This is a genomic window from Massilia timonae CCUG 45783 (genome assembly GCF_000315425.1).
GTDB lineage: Bacteria > Pseudomonadota > Gammaproteobacteria > Burkholderiales > Burkholderiaceae_D > Telluria > Telluria timonae.
On record NZ_JH992924.1, the window covers coordinates 720,775 to 737,923 of the forward strand.

15 protein-coding genes are annotated in these 17,149 nt (G+C 67.3%); 8 read left to right on the forward strand and 7 right to left on the reverse strand.

Annotated elements, in window-relative coordinates; genetic code table 11:
• Positions 1-93 precede the first annotated feature (93 nt).
• Positions 94-951, forward strand: a complete 858-nt coding sequence (locus HMPREF9710_RS18300) for a hypothetical protein (protein WP_005668751.1) — start codon at positions 94-96, stop codon at positions 949-951.
• Positions 952-978: 27 nt separating this feature from the next.
• On the opposite strand, the gene HMPREF9710_RS18305 is transcribed toward HMPREF9710_RS18300, so the two are convergent.
• Both HMPREF9710_RS18305 and HMPREF9710_RS18310 read right to left on the reverse strand, forming a co-directional pair.
• Entirely contained in the window at positions 979-2,574 is a 1,596-nt protein-coding gene (locus tag HMPREF9710_RS18305) for a methyl-accepting chemotaxis protein (RefSeq protein WP_307160791.1), read from the reverse strand.
• A gap of 122 nt (positions 2,575-2,696) precedes the next feature.
• Positions 2,697-3,731, reverse strand: a complete 1,035-nt coding sequence (locus tag HMPREF9710_RS18310) for an asparaginase (protein ID WP_005668753.1) — start codon at positions 3,729-3,731, stop codon at positions 2,697-2,699.
• Between the two features lie 365 nt (positions 3,732-4,096).
• Here HMPREF9710_RS18310 and HMPREF9710_RS18315 point away from each other — a divergent pair, with 365 nt between their 5' ends.
• Positions 4,097-4,489 carry a hypothetical protein gene (locus HMPREF9710_RS18315; RefSeq protein WP_005668755.1) on the forward strand — a complete coding sequence of 131 codons (393 nt, stop codon included), beginning with the start codon at positions 4,097-4,099 and terminating at the stop codon, positions 4,487-4,489.
• Between the two features lie 24 nt (positions 4,490-4,513).
• Here HMPREF9710_RS18315 and HMPREF9710_RS18320 read toward each other — a convergent pair whose 3' ends face one another.
• Positions 4,514-5,380, reverse strand: a complete 867-nt coding sequence (locus HMPREF9710_RS18320) for a pirin family protein (protein WP_005668757.1) — start codon at positions 5,378-5,380, stop codon at positions 4,514-4,516.
• A 131-nt stretch (positions 5,381-5,511) separates the two neighbouring features.
• Between HMPREF9710_RS18320 and HMPREF9710_RS18325 the strand changes: the two genes are divergently transcribed.
• The 5 genes from HMPREF9710_RS18325 to HMPREF9710_RS18345 all read left to right on the forward strand — a co-directional run bounded on the left by HMPREF9710_RS18325 (position 5,512) and on the right by HMPREF9710_RS18345 (position 12,565).
• A complete protein-coding gene (locus HMPREF9710_RS18325; RefSeq protein WP_005668760.1) occupies positions 5,512-7,059 on the forward strand; it encodes a dipeptidase in 1,548 nt (515 codons plus the stop codon).
• Positions 7,060-7,466: 407 nt separating this feature from the next.
• Positions 7,467-8,561 carry a galactose-1-phosphate uridylyltransferase gene (gene galT, locus HMPREF9710_RS18330; protein WP_005668762.1) on the forward strand — a complete coding sequence of 365 codons (1,095 nt, stop codon included), beginning with the start codon at positions 7,467-7,469 and terminating at the stop codon, positions 8,559-8,561.
• Positions 8,558-9,661 carry a M24 family metallopeptidase gene (locus tag HMPREF9710_RS18335; protein ID WP_005668764.1) on the forward strand — a complete coding sequence of 368 codons (1,104 nt, stop codon included), beginning with the start codon at positions 8,558-8,560 and terminating at the stop codon, positions 9,659-9,661. The genes galT and HMPREF9710_RS18335 overlap by 4 nt, the downstream gene beginning before the upstream one ends.
• Complete coding sequence (gene galK / locus HMPREF9710_RS18340) at positions 9,658-10,767, forward strand: galactokinase (protein ID WP_005668765.1); 1,110 nt, start codon at positions 9,658-9,660, stop codon at positions 10,765-10,767. Before HMPREF9710_RS18335 ends, galK begins: the two co-directional genes overlap by 4 nt.
• Positions 10,754-12,565, forward strand: a complete 1,812-nt coding sequence (locus HMPREF9710_RS18345; protein WP_005668767.1) for a glycoside hydrolase family 2 protein — start codon at positions 10,754-10,756, stop codon at positions 12,563-12,565. The genes galK and HMPREF9710_RS18345 overlap by 14 nt, the downstream gene beginning before the upstream one ends.
• Positions 12,566-12,631: 66 nt before the next feature.
• On the opposite strand, the gene HMPREF9710_RS26680 is transcribed toward HMPREF9710_RS18345, so the two are convergent.
• The 4 genes from HMPREF9710_RS26680 to HMPREF9710_RS18365 all read right to left on the reverse strand — a co-directional run bounded on the left by HMPREF9710_RS26680 (position 12,632) and on the right by HMPREF9710_RS18365 (position 15,619).
• A complete protein-coding gene (locus tag HMPREF9710_RS26680) occupies positions 12,632-13,270 on the reverse strand; it encodes a hypothetical protein (protein ID WP_005668769.1) in 639 nt (212 codons plus the stop codon).
• Between the two features lie 158 nt (positions 13,271-13,428).
• Positions 13,429-13,842: a VanZ family protein gene (locus tag HMPREF9710_RS18355; protein WP_005668770.1), complete on the reverse strand. Its 414-nt coding sequence runs from the start codon at positions 13,840-13,842 to the stop codon at positions 13,429-13,431.
• A gap of 80 nt (positions 13,843-13,922) precedes the next feature.
• On the reverse strand, positions 13,923-14,225 hold the full coding sequence (locus tag HMPREF9710_RS18360; protein ID WP_005668771.1) for a hypothetical protein: 303 nt from the start codon (positions 14,223-14,225) through the stop codon (positions 13,923-13,925).
• A 626-nt stretch (positions 14,226-14,851) separates the two neighbouring features.
• Positions 14,852-15,619 carry an SDR family NAD(P)-dependent oxidoreductase gene (locus tag HMPREF9710_RS18365; protein WP_005668773.1) on the reverse strand — a complete coding sequence of 256 codons (768 nt, stop codon included), beginning with the start codon at positions 15,617-15,619 and terminating at the stop codon, positions 14,852-14,854.
• Positions 15,620-15,759: 140 nt separating this feature from the next.
• On the opposite strand from HMPREF9710_RS18365, the gene HMPREF9710_RS18370 reads away from it, so the two are divergent.
• Complete coding sequence (locus HMPREF9710_RS18370) at positions 15,760-17,145, forward strand: alpha/beta hydrolase (protein WP_005668775.1); 1,386 nt, start codon at positions 15,760-15,762, stop codon at positions 17,143-17,145.
• Positions 17,146-17,149 lie beyond the last annotated feature (4 nt).

The window sequence follows — 17,149 nt, forward strand, 5'->3', positions numbered from 1 at the left end:
TGTCCTGCTCAATGCATTGAGATGCGTCAGTGCGCATGAACTGATACGCTAGCGATAACGACGCACTTTGCGCCAGATCGAGCGGAGGTTTTCATGTCGCAAGTTGCATTGATCGCCGTGCACGGCATGGGAGAGACGCTGCCCGCGTATGCGGACGGCCTGATGGCGCAGCTGCGCAGCCGCCTGGGCGGGCTGGCGGGCCAGGTGACGATGCGCTCGGTCTATTATCAGGGCATCCTGCACGAGAACCAGCGCCAGGTCTGGGAGCGCACCGCCGCCGCCGGCAAGGTGCGCTACGACGCCTTGCGTCGGTTCGTGCTGTACGGATTGGGCGACGCCGCCGGACTGGAAAACCGCAAGGAAATCCCCGGCTCGGTCTATGAGCTGGCCCAGGGCGAAATCGCGGGCGCCTTGTTGTCGGCCCATGCGGTGCGTCCCGACATGCCGGTGGTGTTCGTGGCCCAGTCGCTGGGCGGCCAGGTGCTGTCGAGCTATCTGTACGACGCCCAGAAGGCGGCCGCCGGGCGGCCGGTCGGCGCCGGCGTCTGGCGCAATATCGACGCCTGGGCCTCCAGCGCGCTGGGCCGGCCATTGACCGCGAGCGAGCGCGTGTTCCTGGGCGGCGGCACCTGCGCCGGCCTGGTCACCACCGGCTGCAATATCCCGATCTTCGTCGCCGCGCACAAGGAGATGGACATCATCCCGATCGCGCCGCCTACTTCGCTGTTCAAATGGATCAATTTTTATGATCCGGACGACGTGCTGGGCTGGCCGCTGCAGCCGCTGTCGGGCGGTTACCGGGCGCTGGTCGAGGACCGCGCGATCAATGCCAGCGGCGGCATTGGCAGCCTGTTGGCGCGCAGCTGGAACCCGCTGTCGCACGAGAGCTATTGGGAAGACGCCGCGGTGCTGGACGCGATCGCCGCCATGCTGCGCCGGCTGGCGGCCTGAGTTTCGGCCGGCCGCCGCCGGCATCGCTTACATCGCCAGCGCCGGACTCTTGCGCAGCGCCAGGCGCGGCCGGACATCCGCATCGCCCAACCTGAAGCCGGCCGCCACCTCGGCCAGGCGCGCCGCCTGTTCCTGCATGCTGGCCGCGGCCGCCGCGGCCTGTTCCACCAGCGCCGCGTTCTGCTGCGTCACCTGGTCCATCTGCGTGATCGCCTCGTTCACCTGGTGGATGCCGGTGCGCTGTTCCTGGGTAGCCGAGGTGATCTCGGACATCATGTCGGTCACGCGCGCCACGCTGCTCACCACGTCGTGCATGGTGGTGCCGGCCTGCTGCACCAGGGCGGTGCCGGCATTCACCTGGGTCATCGAGTCGCCGATCAGGCCCTTGATTTCCCTGGCCGCGCTGGCCGAGCGCTGCGCCAGGTTGCGCACTTCGCTCGCCACCACGGCGAAGCCGCGGCCCTGTTCGCCGGCGCGCGCCGCTTCCACGGCGGCGTTGAGCGCCAGGATATTGGTCTGGAAGGCGATGCCGTCGATCACGCCGATGATGTCGACGATCTTGCGCGCCGAGGCGTCGATCGAGCCCATGGTGTCGACCACCTGGCCGACGATGGCGCCGCCGCGCGCCGCCACCTCGGACGCCGCCTGCGCCAGGCCGTTGGCCTGCACCGCATTGTCGGCGTTCTGGCGCACGGTCGCCGTCAGTTCTTCCATCGAGGCCGCCGTCTCTTCGAGCGAGCTGGCCTGCTGCTCGGTGCGGCTCGACAGGTCGAGGTTGCCGGCCGCGATCTCGCTCGACGCGGTGGAGATGGCGGTGGTGCCTTGCTGGACTTCGGCCACGACCCGGGCCAGGGCGCCGTTCATGGTTTCCAGGGCCCGCATCAGGTCGCCCACTTCGTCTTTCGGGTAGGTGGCGAAGGTATTGCCGAGGTTGCCCGCCGCCACCGTCCTGGCGACGTCCACCGCGGTGTCGAGCGGCCGGGTGATGCTGCGCGTGATCATGACGGCGGCCACCGAGCCGAGCGCCGTGGCCAGCACGGTCAGCAGGATGACCAGGCGCGTGCTGCGCTGGTTTGCGACCTCGATGTCGAGCGCGATCTGGTCGATCGACTTGCGCTGGATCTGCAGCAGGCTCAGCACCCGCGCGCCATAGGCCGCAGCGGCCGGGGAAAAGACCGTCTCATAGGCTTGCTCGGCGCCGGCGGCGTCGCCCGCGGTGCGGGCGTTCATCACCACTTCCTTGGCCGCCTGGTATTGCTTGCGCAGGCCCAGGATCTCTTGCAGCGTCTGCTTTTCTTCGGGCGAGTCGAGCAGCGCTTCGACTTTCTTGAGGATCGCGGTGGTGTCGGTGACGCTGTCCTTGATCGGCTTGGCGAACACGGTCGACAAGGTGCTGTCGGTGCTGCGCGCGATCAGCGAGGTGCGGGCAATCGCCGAATACGTCATGACATACCAGTCCGAGACCAGGCGTTCCTTGGTCAGGGGCTTCTGCATCATTTGGTGAGTGGCTTCGGCACTGCTGCGTGTGGTGTACAGCGCAAATGCGGTGCCGGCCAGGGAGAGGACGAGGATCGTGGCGAACGCGAGCGTCAGGCGCGAGCCGATGCGTAGATTTTTTAACACGATGTCAGTAGCCCGTAGAAACGGAAAATTCCGCCAGGAAAGTATCACCTGTTTAAACCTAAAATGAAATCTCCCGATGTGCTGGCTGTTGTATGGGCGCATCGCCTGTTATTTCGGTGAAGTCACCCTTTCACCGGCCGCCCCTCCAGCGTGAAGATGGGTCGGATGTCGCCCGCCACCGCGCCGCGCGCATTCTTGATGGCGGGCTGGCGGTAGCGTTCGAGCGCGGCCTTGCGCCCGGCGTCGAGCAGGCCGAGCTGGTCGAGCACCGCGTACACGGCCGGATGCAGCGCGCGGCTGTTGCCGTCCGCAATCTTGATCGCGATGCCGATCCCGGCCGAGCGCACGCCGATTGCCTGCACTGCGTCGGCGCCGATCTTGGCCACCCAGTCGCCGCCGCCGGCCGTCATCCAGTGCAGGTCGGTGCGCTCTTGGCCCGAGACCATGTCGGGCCGCGCCGTCATGGCGTCACACAGGACGCCCATCGCGCTGCCCAGCTGCGGATCGTTGGGGCCATGCGCCAGGCGCGCATACAGGTGCGCCAGGCGCGACAGCGGCAGCGCATAGTTCGGCGCCGAGCAACCGTCGATCCCGGTCGGCATGGCGTCCGCCGGCACGCCGGCCGTGTCGGCCAGCGTGGCGCGGATCGCCTGCTGCAGCGGGTGGCCGCGCTCGACGTAGTCGGCGGTCGGCACGTCGTGCAGCCTGCACCAGGCCAGGAAGCCGCTGTGCTTGCCGGAACAGTTGTGGTGCAGCGGCGTCCACTGCGCATCCTGCGGCGGCTTCGTTCCGGTGAACTCGTAGTGCAGCGGCTGCGCGCAGCCGCATTCGAGATGGCCGGGTTCGAGGCCGATCTTGTCCAGGATCGCGCGCACGCCCTCGAGGTGGATGTCCTCGCCCGAATGGCTGGCGCACAGCAGCGCCACTTCGTCCTGCGTGAGGCCGAAGCGCGCCGGGCCGTCGGACAGGATGAAGGGCAGGGCCTGGAAGGGCTTCAGGGCGGAACGGGTGAAGGTCGGATAGTCCGGGTCGCCCGCCGACCACAACAGCCGGCCGCAGGTGTCGACCACGGCGACCGAACCCCAGTGGACGTTCTCGATCACATTGCCGGAGTCGGGATAGCCGCGCGTGGTCGCGACGAGGGGAATCGCTTGCATGGGTTGGGTCTGTTTCGTTGTCGATGGCGCTAATGTACGGCATCTGCACGCAATGCAGACACACGCTTGACAGCGCTTGCGCCGAAGCAGGAAACAGGCATGCAGACGGGGTGCAGACGTGTCCGAACGGGGCCCATATGCACCTCCCATTCACCTCACGTTTTCAGCGTTTCATCGCGCGTTTCGGCGCTTCATCCCACTGCCGCTTGAGCGTTCGCGAAGTCTGGCTAGACTGGCTTCATCGCCAGACAAAAACAGCAGCCCTGGCGACGACGAAACACGTGGACCATGCGGCCTCTTCACGAGCGACCGAACGCTTGCCGCACGGGTTCTTCTCTCGCATTCGACCTGAAAGGAAAAGCATCATGCGCATCAAGCACATCGCCCTGTTCGCCGCCGTCGCCGCCGTTTCGTTCTCCAGCGGCGCGGCGCCGCAAACGACCGACAACGAAGTGGTCAAAGTCCGCGCCTCCAACGTCAAGCAGGTAAGGATGGCGCCGTTCATGTATGACCGTGTGCAGGGTGAATATGCGCTCGAGGACGGCCGCGTCCTGCAGGTGAGCGGCAAGCTCAATGGCAGTCAGCGCGCCCTGTATGCCGACCTGGGCGACGGGCCGGTCGAACTGGTCCACGTCGGCAGCAAGCGCTTTGTCGCCGTGGACAGGGAGCTGAGCCTGCGCTTCCAGGGCGACCGGATTCCGGAAACCGTCTTCGTGCGCGAGGGCGACAGGCGCGCCGTGGCGTCGACCCAGCGCTGAACCCGGCGCGAACCTCGGGTGGTCTCAAGCCTGCGTCGAACCGAAGCGCCCGGCCTGGTAGTCGGCGATCGCCTGCACGATCTCTTCGCGGGTGGTCATGACGAAGGGACCGTGCGCCACCACCGGTTCGCGGATCGGCTCGGCATGGCCGAACAGCAGCAGCGAATCGGCCTCGGCCCGGATGTGCAGGGCGTCGCCGTCGTCATCCAGTTCCACGAGTTGGTAAGCGTTGACGAGATCGCCGGGGTCGCCCACGCCGATACGTCCACGCACCACGTACAGCAGCACGTTGCGTCCCTGCAGGCCGGCGACCTTCAAGCGTCCTCCGGCCTGCATCGCGACCGTGCTCATGAACACGCCGGTCAATGACCGCACCGGTCCCGTGCTCGTCTCCCATTCGCCGGCGATCAGGTGCAGCGTCACCTTGCCGCCATCGAGCGGCAGGGCGGGGATCTGGTCGCGCTGCAGGCCGGTATAGGCGGGCGCGCTCATCTTCAGGCGCGACGGCAGATTCACCCACAGCTGCAGGATCTCGAGCGGGCCGCCGTGTTCCAGAAAATCGCGCGGCGAGACCTCGGCGTGCACGATGCCGCTGCCGGCCGTCATCCACTGGATGCCGCCGGCGTGGATCACGCTCTCGTGGCCGGCGCTGTCGCGATGCGCCAGCATGCCGTCGACGATGAAGGTGACGGTCTCGAAGCCACGGTGCGGATGCGGTCCGAACGGCAGGCCGCGGTTGTGCGGTCCGTAGACCTGCGGGCCGTGATGGTTCAGGAACAGGAACGGGTCGATCTGCTCGAGCTGGTGCGAGGGCACGGGGCGCTGTGTCAGCAGGTCGCCGATGTCGTCGCGCAGGGCGGGGTGCAGGCGGCGGATGGTCTTGTCGGTCATGGGCGTTTTCTCTTGGTGCGAAGCGCCTAACGATACGCGGAAAACGCGGATCGGGTGCACACATGCCTGTGCTAGACTCCTTGCGCATTTGCAATCCCGCGCCGTATTCCTGCGCCGTTTCCCGGAGTTGTATGTACAAGAAAGCCTTGATTGCCAGCCTGGTGCTGGCGTGGACCGCCGCCACCGGCGCCGCCACTGCAACAGCAGCGCCTGCCGCATCTTCCGCGCCGGCGACGGCGCCGAGCGACGCCGCCGTCAGCGCCGCCAAGTATGCGGTCCAGACCTACCGCAACGACGTGGTCGATACCCTGGCCAGGCTGGTCAGCTTCAATACGGTGGTCGATGCGCGCTACCCGTCCGACCGGAACCCGGTCCATATCGCGTTCAAGGCCGCGTTGAAAGAGGAGGCCGAGCGCCTCGGCCTCGATTACGAGGACCATGGCTGGACCGTCATCGTCGGTCTCGGCAAGGGCAGCGAGCGGGTCGGCATCGTGACCCATGGCGACGTGCAGCCGGTCGACCCGGGCAAATGGAAGAAGTCGCCCTTCGTGCTGGACCGCACCAGCGAGCCGGGCAAGCTGATCGCGCGCGGCGCCGAGGACGACAAGGGACCGATCGCCACCGCGCTGTATGCGATGAAGACGATCCGCGACCGCCAGATCCCCTTGAACAAGCGCATTGAACTCTACGTGTACATGGGCGAGGAGTCGGACTGGGGACCCTTGACCGAATTCCTCAAGACCCACGTGCCGCCGCAAATGAGCATCACGCTCGACGCCGAGTATCCGGTGGTGACGGCGGAGAAGGGCGGCGGCACCGTGGCCGTGACGATCCCGAAGGCGGGCGCCGCGCTCCCTGCGGCCGGCGACGCCCATATCGCCGAATTCAGGGGCGGCTCCTTCAATACCCAGATTCCCGAAGACGCCGAGGCGCTGGTGGCCAATGCCACGCCGGAGATCGAGCGGCAGATCCGCGCGCGCGCCGCGGCGCAGGACGACATGCGCTACACCTTCGAGCGCCAGGGCGCGAACCTGAAGGTGGTCGCGAAAGGCGTGTCGGCCCACTCGTCCAAGCCGCAGGAAGGCGTGAACGCGGTCAGCATGCTGGCCGACGCGCTGGCGGTGCGCGACTGGCCGAACACGGTGGCCGGCGGCGTGGTGAACTACCTGAACGACCTGGTCGGCACCGGTTATCACGGCGAGAAGTTCGGCAAGATCGCCTACCGCGACAGCTTCATGGGCCCGATGACCTTCAAGCCGACCGTGATCCGCCAGCTGGACGAAGGCATCGAGGTCGCGATCAATGTGCGCCGGCCGCGCGGCAAGACGACCGAGCAGCTGACGTCCGAGATCGACGCCGCCCTGGCCGAGTGGCAGGCGCGCCGCCTGCCGCTGGCGAACATCAGGGTCGGCGTGCGCGACCCCTGGATTCTCGAGAATGCGCCGCAGGTGCCGACCCTGCTGTCGACGTTCTCCTATTTCACCGGCATGAAGGACGCCAGACCGGTGGCGATCGGCGGCGGCACCAATTCGCGCCTGTTCCCGAACGCGGTCAGCTTCGGTCCATCGATGCCGGGCCAGAAGTACACCGGTCACTCGGAACACGAATTCATCACCACCAGGCAGCTGTTGCTGAACCTGCAGATGTACACGGCCGTCCTGGTCGATCTGGCCCGATAACGCCGGCCAGGCCAATGCCTGCGGGTTGGCGGCGCGACCGCCAACCGGCTTGTTCCAGGAAGTTGAGACACCGCTCTTGCCTATGTCGGGCAGGTCAGTGTTTTGCTTGCCAAAATGTGTCAAAACCTCTCATCCTGCTGTAGGCCTGGGCCTACAGCAGCTCTTCCAGACAGCGCCTGCCGGGGCGCTCTCCCTTATGAATCCACGGCTTGGATTACAGGGTGTCTCGCCTTTGTGACATGACAGTATTGACGCGTGGAAAATGCGTAAATTCTGGGCAGAAAGTGTGGCGAAAACAGCATGTTAGGATCGGCTATTAGCGCCGCGAGCGCGCCGATGCGCCGTCGCGCGGCGTGGCCGTTCGCGCCCGATAGGACAGAATGCTCGACCGAACCTGAACTGTTGCCATGCATAGTAAAGAACTCAAGAAACCGGACGGACGTCACCTCACCCTGTACAGCAATGGGCCGATCCCTGACGGCATCGTTGCGCCCAGCCCGTTCCCGGATCCGCAGCATGCGAATCCGCACCTGCGCTGGCATTCGCTGCGCGGCGAATGGGTGACCTACGCCGCCTTCCGCCAGAACCGCACCTACCAGCCGCCGCCGCAATACAACCCGCTGGCGCCGACCGTGGACCAGGAGCATCCCACCGAGATGCCGGCCGGCGACTACGAGATCGCCGTGTTCGACAACCGCTTTCCTTCGCTGGCGCTGGAGTCGCACGATCCGCCATTGGCGACGGTGCCGACCGCGCCGGCCAACGGCCATTGCGAGGTGGTGGTGTTCACGCAGGATCCGCATGCGGCGCTGGCCCACCTGCCGCTGTCGCGCATCGAGCTCCTGCTGCAGGTCTGGGGCGATCGCACCACCCGCATCGGCAGTCACCAGCACATCCATTACGTGCTGCCGTTCGAGAACCGCGGCGCCGAAGTCGGCGTGACCCTGCACCATCCGCACGGCCAGATCTATGCCTATCCCTTCGTGCCGGCGGTGCCGGCGCGCATGCTGGCGCAGGAGCGCGAATACTATCTGCAGCACGGCGCCAGCCTGCTGTGCGACATGGCGCGCGACGAGGCCGCCGACGGCCGGCGCGTGCTGTACCAGGACGACTACGCGATCGCCTTCGTGCCGGCCTGCGCGCGCTATCCCTACGAAGTGTGGGTGATGCCGACCGCGCCGTGCAAGGATTTCGCCGCGCTCACGCCGCCGCAGCGCGAAGCCCTGGCGCGCGCGCTCAAGACCGTGCTGCTCAAGTACGAGACCCTGTGGAACCGGCCTTTCCCCTACCTGATGGCCTGGTACCAGGCTCCGACCGACGGCGCCGAGCACCCGGAAACCCAGCTGCACGCCCAGTTCTATCCGCCTTACCGCACGCGCGACCGCCTGAAATACCTGGCCGGCACCGAGCTGGCGGCCGGCATGTTCGCGATGGACGTGCTGCCCGAAACCACGGCCTATGAATTGCAGCAGGTCGAAGTCAGCCTGGAGGACGCCGCATGACGGGGCTGGATATGCGGGCCACGGAGGTGGCCGACAAACTGGCGCTGCTGCGCGCGACACTGGTCCAGGAAGGGGCCGGCGCGGTGCGCCTGCGCGGCACCGACTGGTTCGCCTGGGTCACGGCCGGCGGCTCGAGCGCGGTGCTGCTGACCACCGGCGTCGGCGTCGCCGAAGTGCTCGTCACGCAGGACGACGCCTGCGTGCTGACCGACGAGATCGAGGGCGAGCGTCTGCGCGCCGAGGAAGTCCCGGGCGGCTTCACCTTCCACATCGAACCGTGGGCCGAGCCGGAGCTGCGCGAGCGCTTCGTCGCCAATGCGGCCCAGGGCCGCGCCGTCCTGTCCGACCGTCCCGTGGGCGAGGAACTTCCCTTGCCGCTGGCGCTGCGCCAACGCAAGCTGGTGCTGGGCGACGCCGAACAGGCGCGCTACCGCCTGCTGGGCCGCGAGGCCGCCGAGGCGATGACGGAAGTGCTGCACCGGGCCAGGCCCGACTGGACCGAGCAGCAGCTGGCCGGCGCCGGCGCCGAGGCGCTGTGGCGGCGCGGCATCCATCCGGCCCTGGTGCTGGCGGCCGGCGCGCGGCGCCTGCCCCTGTACCGCCACGCGACGCCGTCGCACGAGCCGCTCGGCGAGCGCGCCATGCTGGTGTTCTGCGCGCGCCGCCACGGCCTGTATGCGAACCTGACCCGCTTCGTGAGCTTCGGCGGCGCCGGCTCGGCGCCCGAGGCGCAGCGCGCGCTGATGGATGTCGAGGCCACCGGCCTGGCCGCCGTGGCGCCGGGTAAATCGCTGTCGAGCGTCTATCATGCGCTGGCCCAGGCCTACCACCATGCCGACGTCGAAGGCGCGATCCGCGAGCACCACCAGGGCGGCATCACCGGCTACCTGGCGCGCGAGATCGTGGCCACCGCCAGCACCGCGACCCAGCTCGAGGAAGGCATGGCCTTCGCCTTCAACCCCAGCTTCGGCGGCATGAAGATCGAAGACACCTTCCTGCTCGGCCCGCAGGGGCTCGAGAACCTGACGTGCGATCCGGGCTGGCCGGCGCTGGACGTCCATGGCCGCAAGCGGCCGCTCTGGCTGGAGGCGCAGGCATGACCTTGAACCCCGACACCTTCTTTGGCGGCGCGCCCGAAGTGAACGCCTCGGCCCCGGGCCGGGTCAACCTGCTGGGCGAGCACACCGACTACAACGACGGCTTCATGCTGCCGGTGGCGACGCCCCAGCGCACCATGGTGGCGCTGAGCCGCAGCGGCGACGACCATTTCCACTTCTATTCGCCGAACCTCGATGCGACCGTGACCTTCGCCCGCGACGGCAGCGCGCCGCAGGGCTTCGGCAGCTATATCGAAGGCTGCATCCGGCTGGTGCAGGCGGAAGGAATCGAGGTGCCGCCGCTGCGCGTGTATGTCGAGACCGACCTGCCGGTCGGCTCGGGCCTGTCGTCCTCGGCCGCGCTCGAGGTGGCGATGCTGCGCGCCATGCGCGCGCTGCTGGAAATAGGACCCGATGCGCTGGACGACGTCAAGCTGGCGCGCATCGCCCAGCGCGCCGAGATCGAGTATGCGCGCGTGAATTGCGGGATCATGGACCAGATGGCGTCCAGCCTGGCCGACGAGAGCAATATGCTGTTCATCGACGCCCGCACGCTGGAGCATCGCCTGGTGCCGCTGCCGCCAGACACCGAGCTGATCGTGGTCGACTCGGGCGTGGCGCGCAAGCTCGCCGCCAGCAAGTACAACGAGCGCCGCGCCGAATGCGAGGAGGGCGCGAAAAAGCTCGGCGTGCAGGCGCTGCGCGACGTCGCCGACCCGGCCTCGGTGGAGAGCCTGCCGCCGCCGCTGCGCGAGCGGGCGCGCCACGTGGTGCAGGAAAACCTGCGCGTGCTCGAAGCGGCGCAAGGCGTGAGCGCCGAGCGCTTCGGCGAATTGATGAATGCATCGCATTTCAGCCTGCGCGACGACTACGAGGTCTCGATCCCGGAACTCGACGCGCTGTGCGAGGCCCTGCGCGCCGCCCCCGGCGTGCTGGGCGCGCGCCTGACCGGCGCCGGCTTCGGCGGCGCCTGCGTGGCGCTGTGCCGCAAGGGCCAGGCGCAGCAAGCCGCCGCCAGCGCGCTGGCGGCCTATAACCAAGATGGACGCCAAGGCCGGATCCTGGTGCCGGTGCCGACTGACAGAAAGGACCACGATGAACCAGTTTGAATATCCCCGTCCACAGCTGGTGCGCGACCAGTGGCAGAACCTGAACGGCAAGTGGCGGTTCTGCTTCGACGACGAGGGCAAGTACTTCATGCCGTCCGACGTCAAGGAGTGGACGCACGAGATCACCGTGCCGTTCGCGCCCGAGACCGAGATGAGCGGCATCCAGGACACCGGCTTCCACCGCGTGGTCTGGTATCAGCGCGACTTCGAACTCATGCCCAACGACGGGCGCACGATACTGCACTTCGGCGCGGTCGACTACAGCGCGAAGGTGTGGGTCAACGGCCAATTGGTGGCCGAGCACGAGGGCGGCCATACGCCGTTCTCGGCCGACATCACCTGCGCCATGCAGGGCGACGGCAAGCAGACCGTGACGGTGTGGGTCGAGGACGATCCGGCCGACCTGGCCAAGCCGCGCGGCAAGCAGGACTGGCTGCTCGACGCGCACTCGATCTGGTATCCGCGCACGACCGGCATCTGGCAGACCGTCTGGGTCGAGCAGGTGGCGCCGACCTATATCCAGAAGCTGCGCTGGACGCCGGTGTTCGAGACCTACGAGATCGGCTGCGAAGTGTTCGCGACCGGCGACATCCAGCAGGAGCTGTTTGTCGAGGTCAAGATCTGGCACGGCGACCAGCTGCTGGCGGACGATTACTACAAGCTGCTGGCCGGCGAAGCCAACCGCAAGATCGCGCTGTCCGACCCCGGCATCGACGATTCGCGCAACGAGATCCTGTGGAGCCCGGAGCGGCCGACCCTGCTCGACGCCGAGGTGACCCTGCGCTGCGGCGACGTGGTGCTGGACCGCATCCGCTCGTACACGGCGCTGCGTTCGGTATCGATCAACCGCGACCGCTTCATGCTCAACGGCCGCCCCTACCAGCTGCGCCTGGTGCTGGATCAGGGTTACTGGCCGGAATCGTTCATGACGGCGCCGTCGGACCAGCACCTGAAACGCGACGTCGAACTGGTCAAGCTGATGGGCTTCAACGGCGTGCGCAAGCACCAGAAGATCGAAGACCCGCGCTTTTTGTACTGGGCCGACAAGCTGGGCCTGCTGGTATGGGAAGAGATGCCCTCGGCCTACCGCTTCAGCCCGCGCGCGATCACGCGCATGGTCAAGGAATGGACCGAGGCGATCGAGCGCGACTACAGCCATCCCTGCATCATCGTGTGGGTGGCCTTCAATGAGTCGTGGGGCGTGCCCAACCTGACCCTGACCCAGGCCCATCGCAACGCGGTCGAAGCGCTCTACCACCTGACGCGTACGCTCGATTCGACCCGTCCGGTGATCGGCAACGACGGCTGGGAGGCGTCGGCCACCGACATCCTCGGCATCCACGACTACGACAGCGATCCGGAGAAAATCCTGGCGCGCTACGCCGTCACCGATCCGGTGCGCACCCTGTTCGACCAGCGGCGTCCCGGCGGGCGCATCCTGACCCTGGATGGCTTCCCGCACCGCGGCCAGCCGATCGTGCTGACGGAATTCGGCGGCATTGCCTACGATCCGAAGCAGACCCCGAACCCGGACGAGACCACCTGGGGCTACAGCCGCGCCCATACGGCGGAAAGCTATCTCAAGCAGTACCGGCGCCTGTTGCAGGTGGTGAATGAGACCTTCATGTTCAGCGGCTTCTGCTATACCCAGTTCGCCGACACCTTCCAGGAGGCCAATGGCTTGCTGAACGCCGACCGGACGCCCAAGCTGCCGCTGGAAGTCATCAGCAATGCGACGCGCAACATCCCGATGTTTCACCGCGAGGTGGAGGAGGGCAAGGACCCGGGCACGCCCTGAGCCCGGCAATCCCTCGTTTGCTTCTGTCACGGGTGGACGGCCGGTCCACCCGGCGGCGCGGCCCGGCTAGCGCTGGATGGCGCCACCCGTCACGTTGACACGGTCGCCGCTGCGGAAGTCGGGCGTGGCGCCGTGGGTGACCACCTGCGTGCTGCCGTCGTCCATGCGCACCGTGACGCGATAGGACTGGCTGCTGCCGGTAGCGCCGGCGGCGCCGCTGCTGCCCATCGACGAATCGCCCTCGGTGATGCCGCTCGATGCCGGCAGGACCTCGATCGCCAGCACGGTGCTGTTGGGCGCCGCGCTGGCCGCGGCCGCGCCCGCGGTCGAGGCGCTGCCGCTGCCGTCGTCCTGCATGCTGGAGGTGCCGGAACCGCTGGCGCCGGAGGCGCCCGAGCTGCCCGAGCTGCCCGAGCTGCCTGATGTGTCGGAGCTGCCCGAGACGCCGGCGCCGTCCTGGATGCTCTCGGTGGTCGTGCCGCTGCCCGAGGTACCGCTGCTGCCCGAGGTGCCCGAGGTGCCGCTGGAGCCCGCGCCGTAGTCGCTGGTTCCGGTGCTGCCGCTGGCGCCGCTGGCGCCACTCGACGACGATCCGCTGGACGACTCGCCGGGCGACGCTTCGCCACGCATGGCGGCGCACCCCGAAATGGCGAGCGCGACCGCCAGCAGGCCCGCCATGGCCACGCTCTGGTGTGTTTGCTTCATGATCAACTCCTCGTTTGGATGTTTAGTGGGGATGTGACGATGCCGCGCGCCACGAGGATAAGAGGCGGGAAGTGCGGCAGCGTTCCAGCTGACTTCCTTTGGAGGCCGGTTGGATCAAGCTGGAGGGTTCTTTGCGGAACCCGAACGGAGGATGATGGTCAGCGCCGACGCGCCGCCGGCGCCGGCCGCGGCGCGAGGCTGGCCAGCACCGCCAGCACGGTGGAGGCGAGGGTGGCGGCCGTGACGTCGACCAGCCAGTCGCGCACGTCGCCCGAGCGATACGGAAAGAAACTTTGCACCCATTCGTCGACCGCGCCCATCAGCGCGATGGCCAGCATCGCCTTCAGGGCGCGCTGCAGCGGCGTGCCGGTGGCGCCCAGGAACCACAGGGCGGCCAGGAAGGCGTAGGTCATGCCATGCAGCACCACGCCGGACGCATAGGCGCCGACCTCGGCGCGGGCGCCGGGAATCGAGCCCGCCACCAGGATGGCCAGCAGCCCGAGCAGGGCGAAGCCATGCAGGGCGCGGCGGACTGTGGGTGGGGGCTGCAGCAGGGACGACAGGGCGGGCATCGAGGCGAACGGGATAGGTGGATGCGTAGAGCGGCAACCATACCACGCTTGCAGCCAATTGCCCGCACGCTAATGCCAGATCAGATCGTCAGGGCCGGCGCGCCGTCGGCGTAATGGGCGTCGAAACAGCTTTCGCAATCGGCGCAGAACAGGTGGGCCATGCGCACGCTGCCCTGTCGCAGGACCAGCTTGAGGTGGGCTTGCTGGCACTTGGGGCAGACTTCGCGGACGCTGCCGAAGGTGAGCAGGTTGAGCGGCGTACTGTCGCTATCGAGCGTGTCGACGACGGTGCACGGATTGAGTTCGCTCAGGACGAGGTCGCCGTCTTCATGATGGCGGCGGCAAGTGTCGGGGGCGGCGCTGGCTGGTACACGTAGGTTCATAGGACGGGTTCCCTTGGACGTTTCGTTGTACGTGGTCTTCCGACCGGTGGCCGAATCGGAAGCGCGAACTTTATGATAGTCAAATCAGCGACGGCTTCAAGCGCTGTGACAATTTTTTTACTGCGAGTTGCGCCGGGGCAGAGAATAGGACCGATCCGCAACGGATATGGTTTCCCAAAGCATGCGCATCATCCAAAAAAATGCCCGCCGGTGGCGGGCACAACCCAAGATCGGGCCAAGAGATGCGAAATCGGTTGGTGTGTAGCACCCCGGGCGCTGCACACCTGCTGTCATCAGGCATATCGGTTGCGTGTATGACAGGTGATTCTTAGTATAGGGAGAGTTTGTGACGCGATTGTGACCAAGCGCAAAGTTCTGGCGGTATCAAATGACCGGCGGACGCCGTCGCGTCATGCGCGTGGGTTATACGTAGAACTACGTAGTAGCAGCCTTTCTGTCCGTTTCAGGCAAAAAAAAAGCCCGCTCTTGCGCGGGCTCAAAACTATTTTCTTGGAGGAGAATAGTGGAGACAGGTGTAATTATCGGGGTCGGCCATTCGGGTGTCCAATTGCGAGTTCGGATACCAGACATGCGTTAAAGTAATATCTGCCCCATTTCCGTCGTTGTCAGTCGCGTACCGGCACCGTGTAGTTCAGCGCCATGCGGCCGCCATCGGCGTACAGCGTCTGGCCGGTCATGTACGAGGCGTCGTCGCTGGCCAGGAAGGCGGCGATCGAGGCGACTTCTTCCGGCTCGCCGCAGCGGCCCAGCGGCGTGCGCGACAGGATGGTGTGACGCGCCTCCGGGCTGCCCAGCACGGCCTGCCTGGCCAGTTCGGTCAGGATGGTGCCCGGGCCGATCGCATTGACGCGGATGCCATAGTGGGCCAGGGCGATCGACGCCACCCGGGTCAACTGGTTGACGCCGCCTTTCGACACCACATAGGGCACCTGGTTCGGGATGGTCAGCTCGGCGTTGACGCTCGACATATTGATGATGCAGCCGCCTTCGCCCCGTTTCACCATGTCGCGCGCCGCCGCCTGGCTGCACAGGAACATCGATTTCAGGTTGACGCGCAGCACGCGGTCGAAATCGTCTTCTTCCAGGTCGAGGAAGTCGGCCGCGTGGGTCACGCCTGCGTTGTTGACCAGGATGTCGATGCGCCCGAACGCGTCGAGCGTGGCCTGGACCATCGCATCGACCTCTTTCTTGACGCCGACGTCGGCGTGGAAGAACCGGGCGGCTTCGCCCAGGCTGGCGGCGGCCTGCTCGACTTCCGGCTTGAGGTCGACGAGCATCACGCGCGCGCCTTCGCGCACCAGGCGCTGAGCGCAGGCCAGGCCGATGCCCTGGCTGGCGCCGGTGACGATGGCAATCTTCTGATGGAGTTTCATGGCGGGCTTTCGTAGAGAGGCAAAGGCCGCCATTCTAACCACTCGGCGTGGCTACCCGCCATGCATGATCTTCGCTGCGCGTGTAAGTTTTCCACGCACGGCACGACTACACGGGTATCTCCACCACAACGAGAATAAAAATGACCCGCAAGCATCTCGCCCTCGCCTGGACCCTGTTCCTGGCGATGCTGCTGTATTCCGGCATGGCCGCCGCGCTGGAACCGTGCCACCTGCCGCACTTCCCCGAGCGGGTCGAGTGCGGCACGCTGCAGGTGCCGGAAGACCGCGCCAAGCCGGCCGGCCGCAGCATCACGATTCACTTCGCCCGCCTCAAGGCCACCGCGAAACCGCCGGCGTCCGACCCGCTGCTGGTGCTGGCCGGCGGTCCGGGCCAGGCCGCCATGGATTACGGGCCGCTCCTGGCCAGCGCCTTCCGTGAAGCGAGGAAGCGCCGCGACATCCTGCTGGTCGACCAGCGCGGCACCGGCAGGTCAACCCCGCTGCGCTGCCCGATGCCCGAGGAGGCGATCGCGCGAGGCGACACGGCTGCCGTCCAGGCCAGCCTGCGCGCCTGCCTGGCAGGACTCGACGCCGACCCGCGCCACTTCCATACCGAAGCCGCGCTGGCCGATTTCGAGGACTTGCGGCGCGCGCTCGGCTACCGCCAGTTCAGCCTGTGGGGCGGTTCGTACGGCACCCGCACCGCGCTGCTGTATGCGCGGCGCTACCCCGGCAGCGTGCGCGGCATGGTGCTCGATTCGGTGGCGCCGCCCAATGCCCGCATCCTGCTGTCGTCGCGTCACGCCCAGGCTGCGCTCGAGCGCCTGCTGGCCGACTGCGCCGCCGACCAGGGCTGCGCCCGGGCCTTCCCGAACCTGGCGCGCGAGCTCGACGCCGTGCTGGCGCTGCCGGCCCTCGGCCAGCACCAGGCCGAGGCGGTGCCGCAACTGCTGCGCGGCGCCATGTACAGCGCCCAGCATGCCAGCGTGCTGCCGTTCGCCATCCACGCCGCCGCCAATGGCCGGCCGCAGCCGCTGCTCGCCCTGTACGACGCCCTGGCCGGCTGGAGCCTGGAAGGCATGACCTTCGGCCAGACCTTGTCAGTGCTGTGCGCCGAAGAAGCGCCATTCCTCGACGCCGCCGCCATGCGCCGGGACGCCGCCGGCAGCCGCTTCGGCGAAGCCTATGCCAGGGGCTGGCGCGACTGGTGCGCGGTGTGGCCGGCCGCGCGGCCAGATGCCGCACTGACGCGCGCCGTGGTGTCCGACGTTCCGACCCTGCTGCTGGCGGGCGGCCTCGATCCGGTCACGCCGCCGGAAAATGCCCACCTGGCGGCGCGCACCCTGCGCCACAGCCGGGTGCTGGTGGCCGCCGGCGCCGGCCATACGTTCAGCGGCGCCGGTTGCGCGCCGCGCCTGATCGCCGCCTTCCTCGAGCACGCCGATCCTGCCGCCGTGGATGGCGCCTGCCTGGCGGCGATTCGCCGGCCACCATTCGTGCTGGCCGACGGCCAGCCCACCCTGTGAGGAG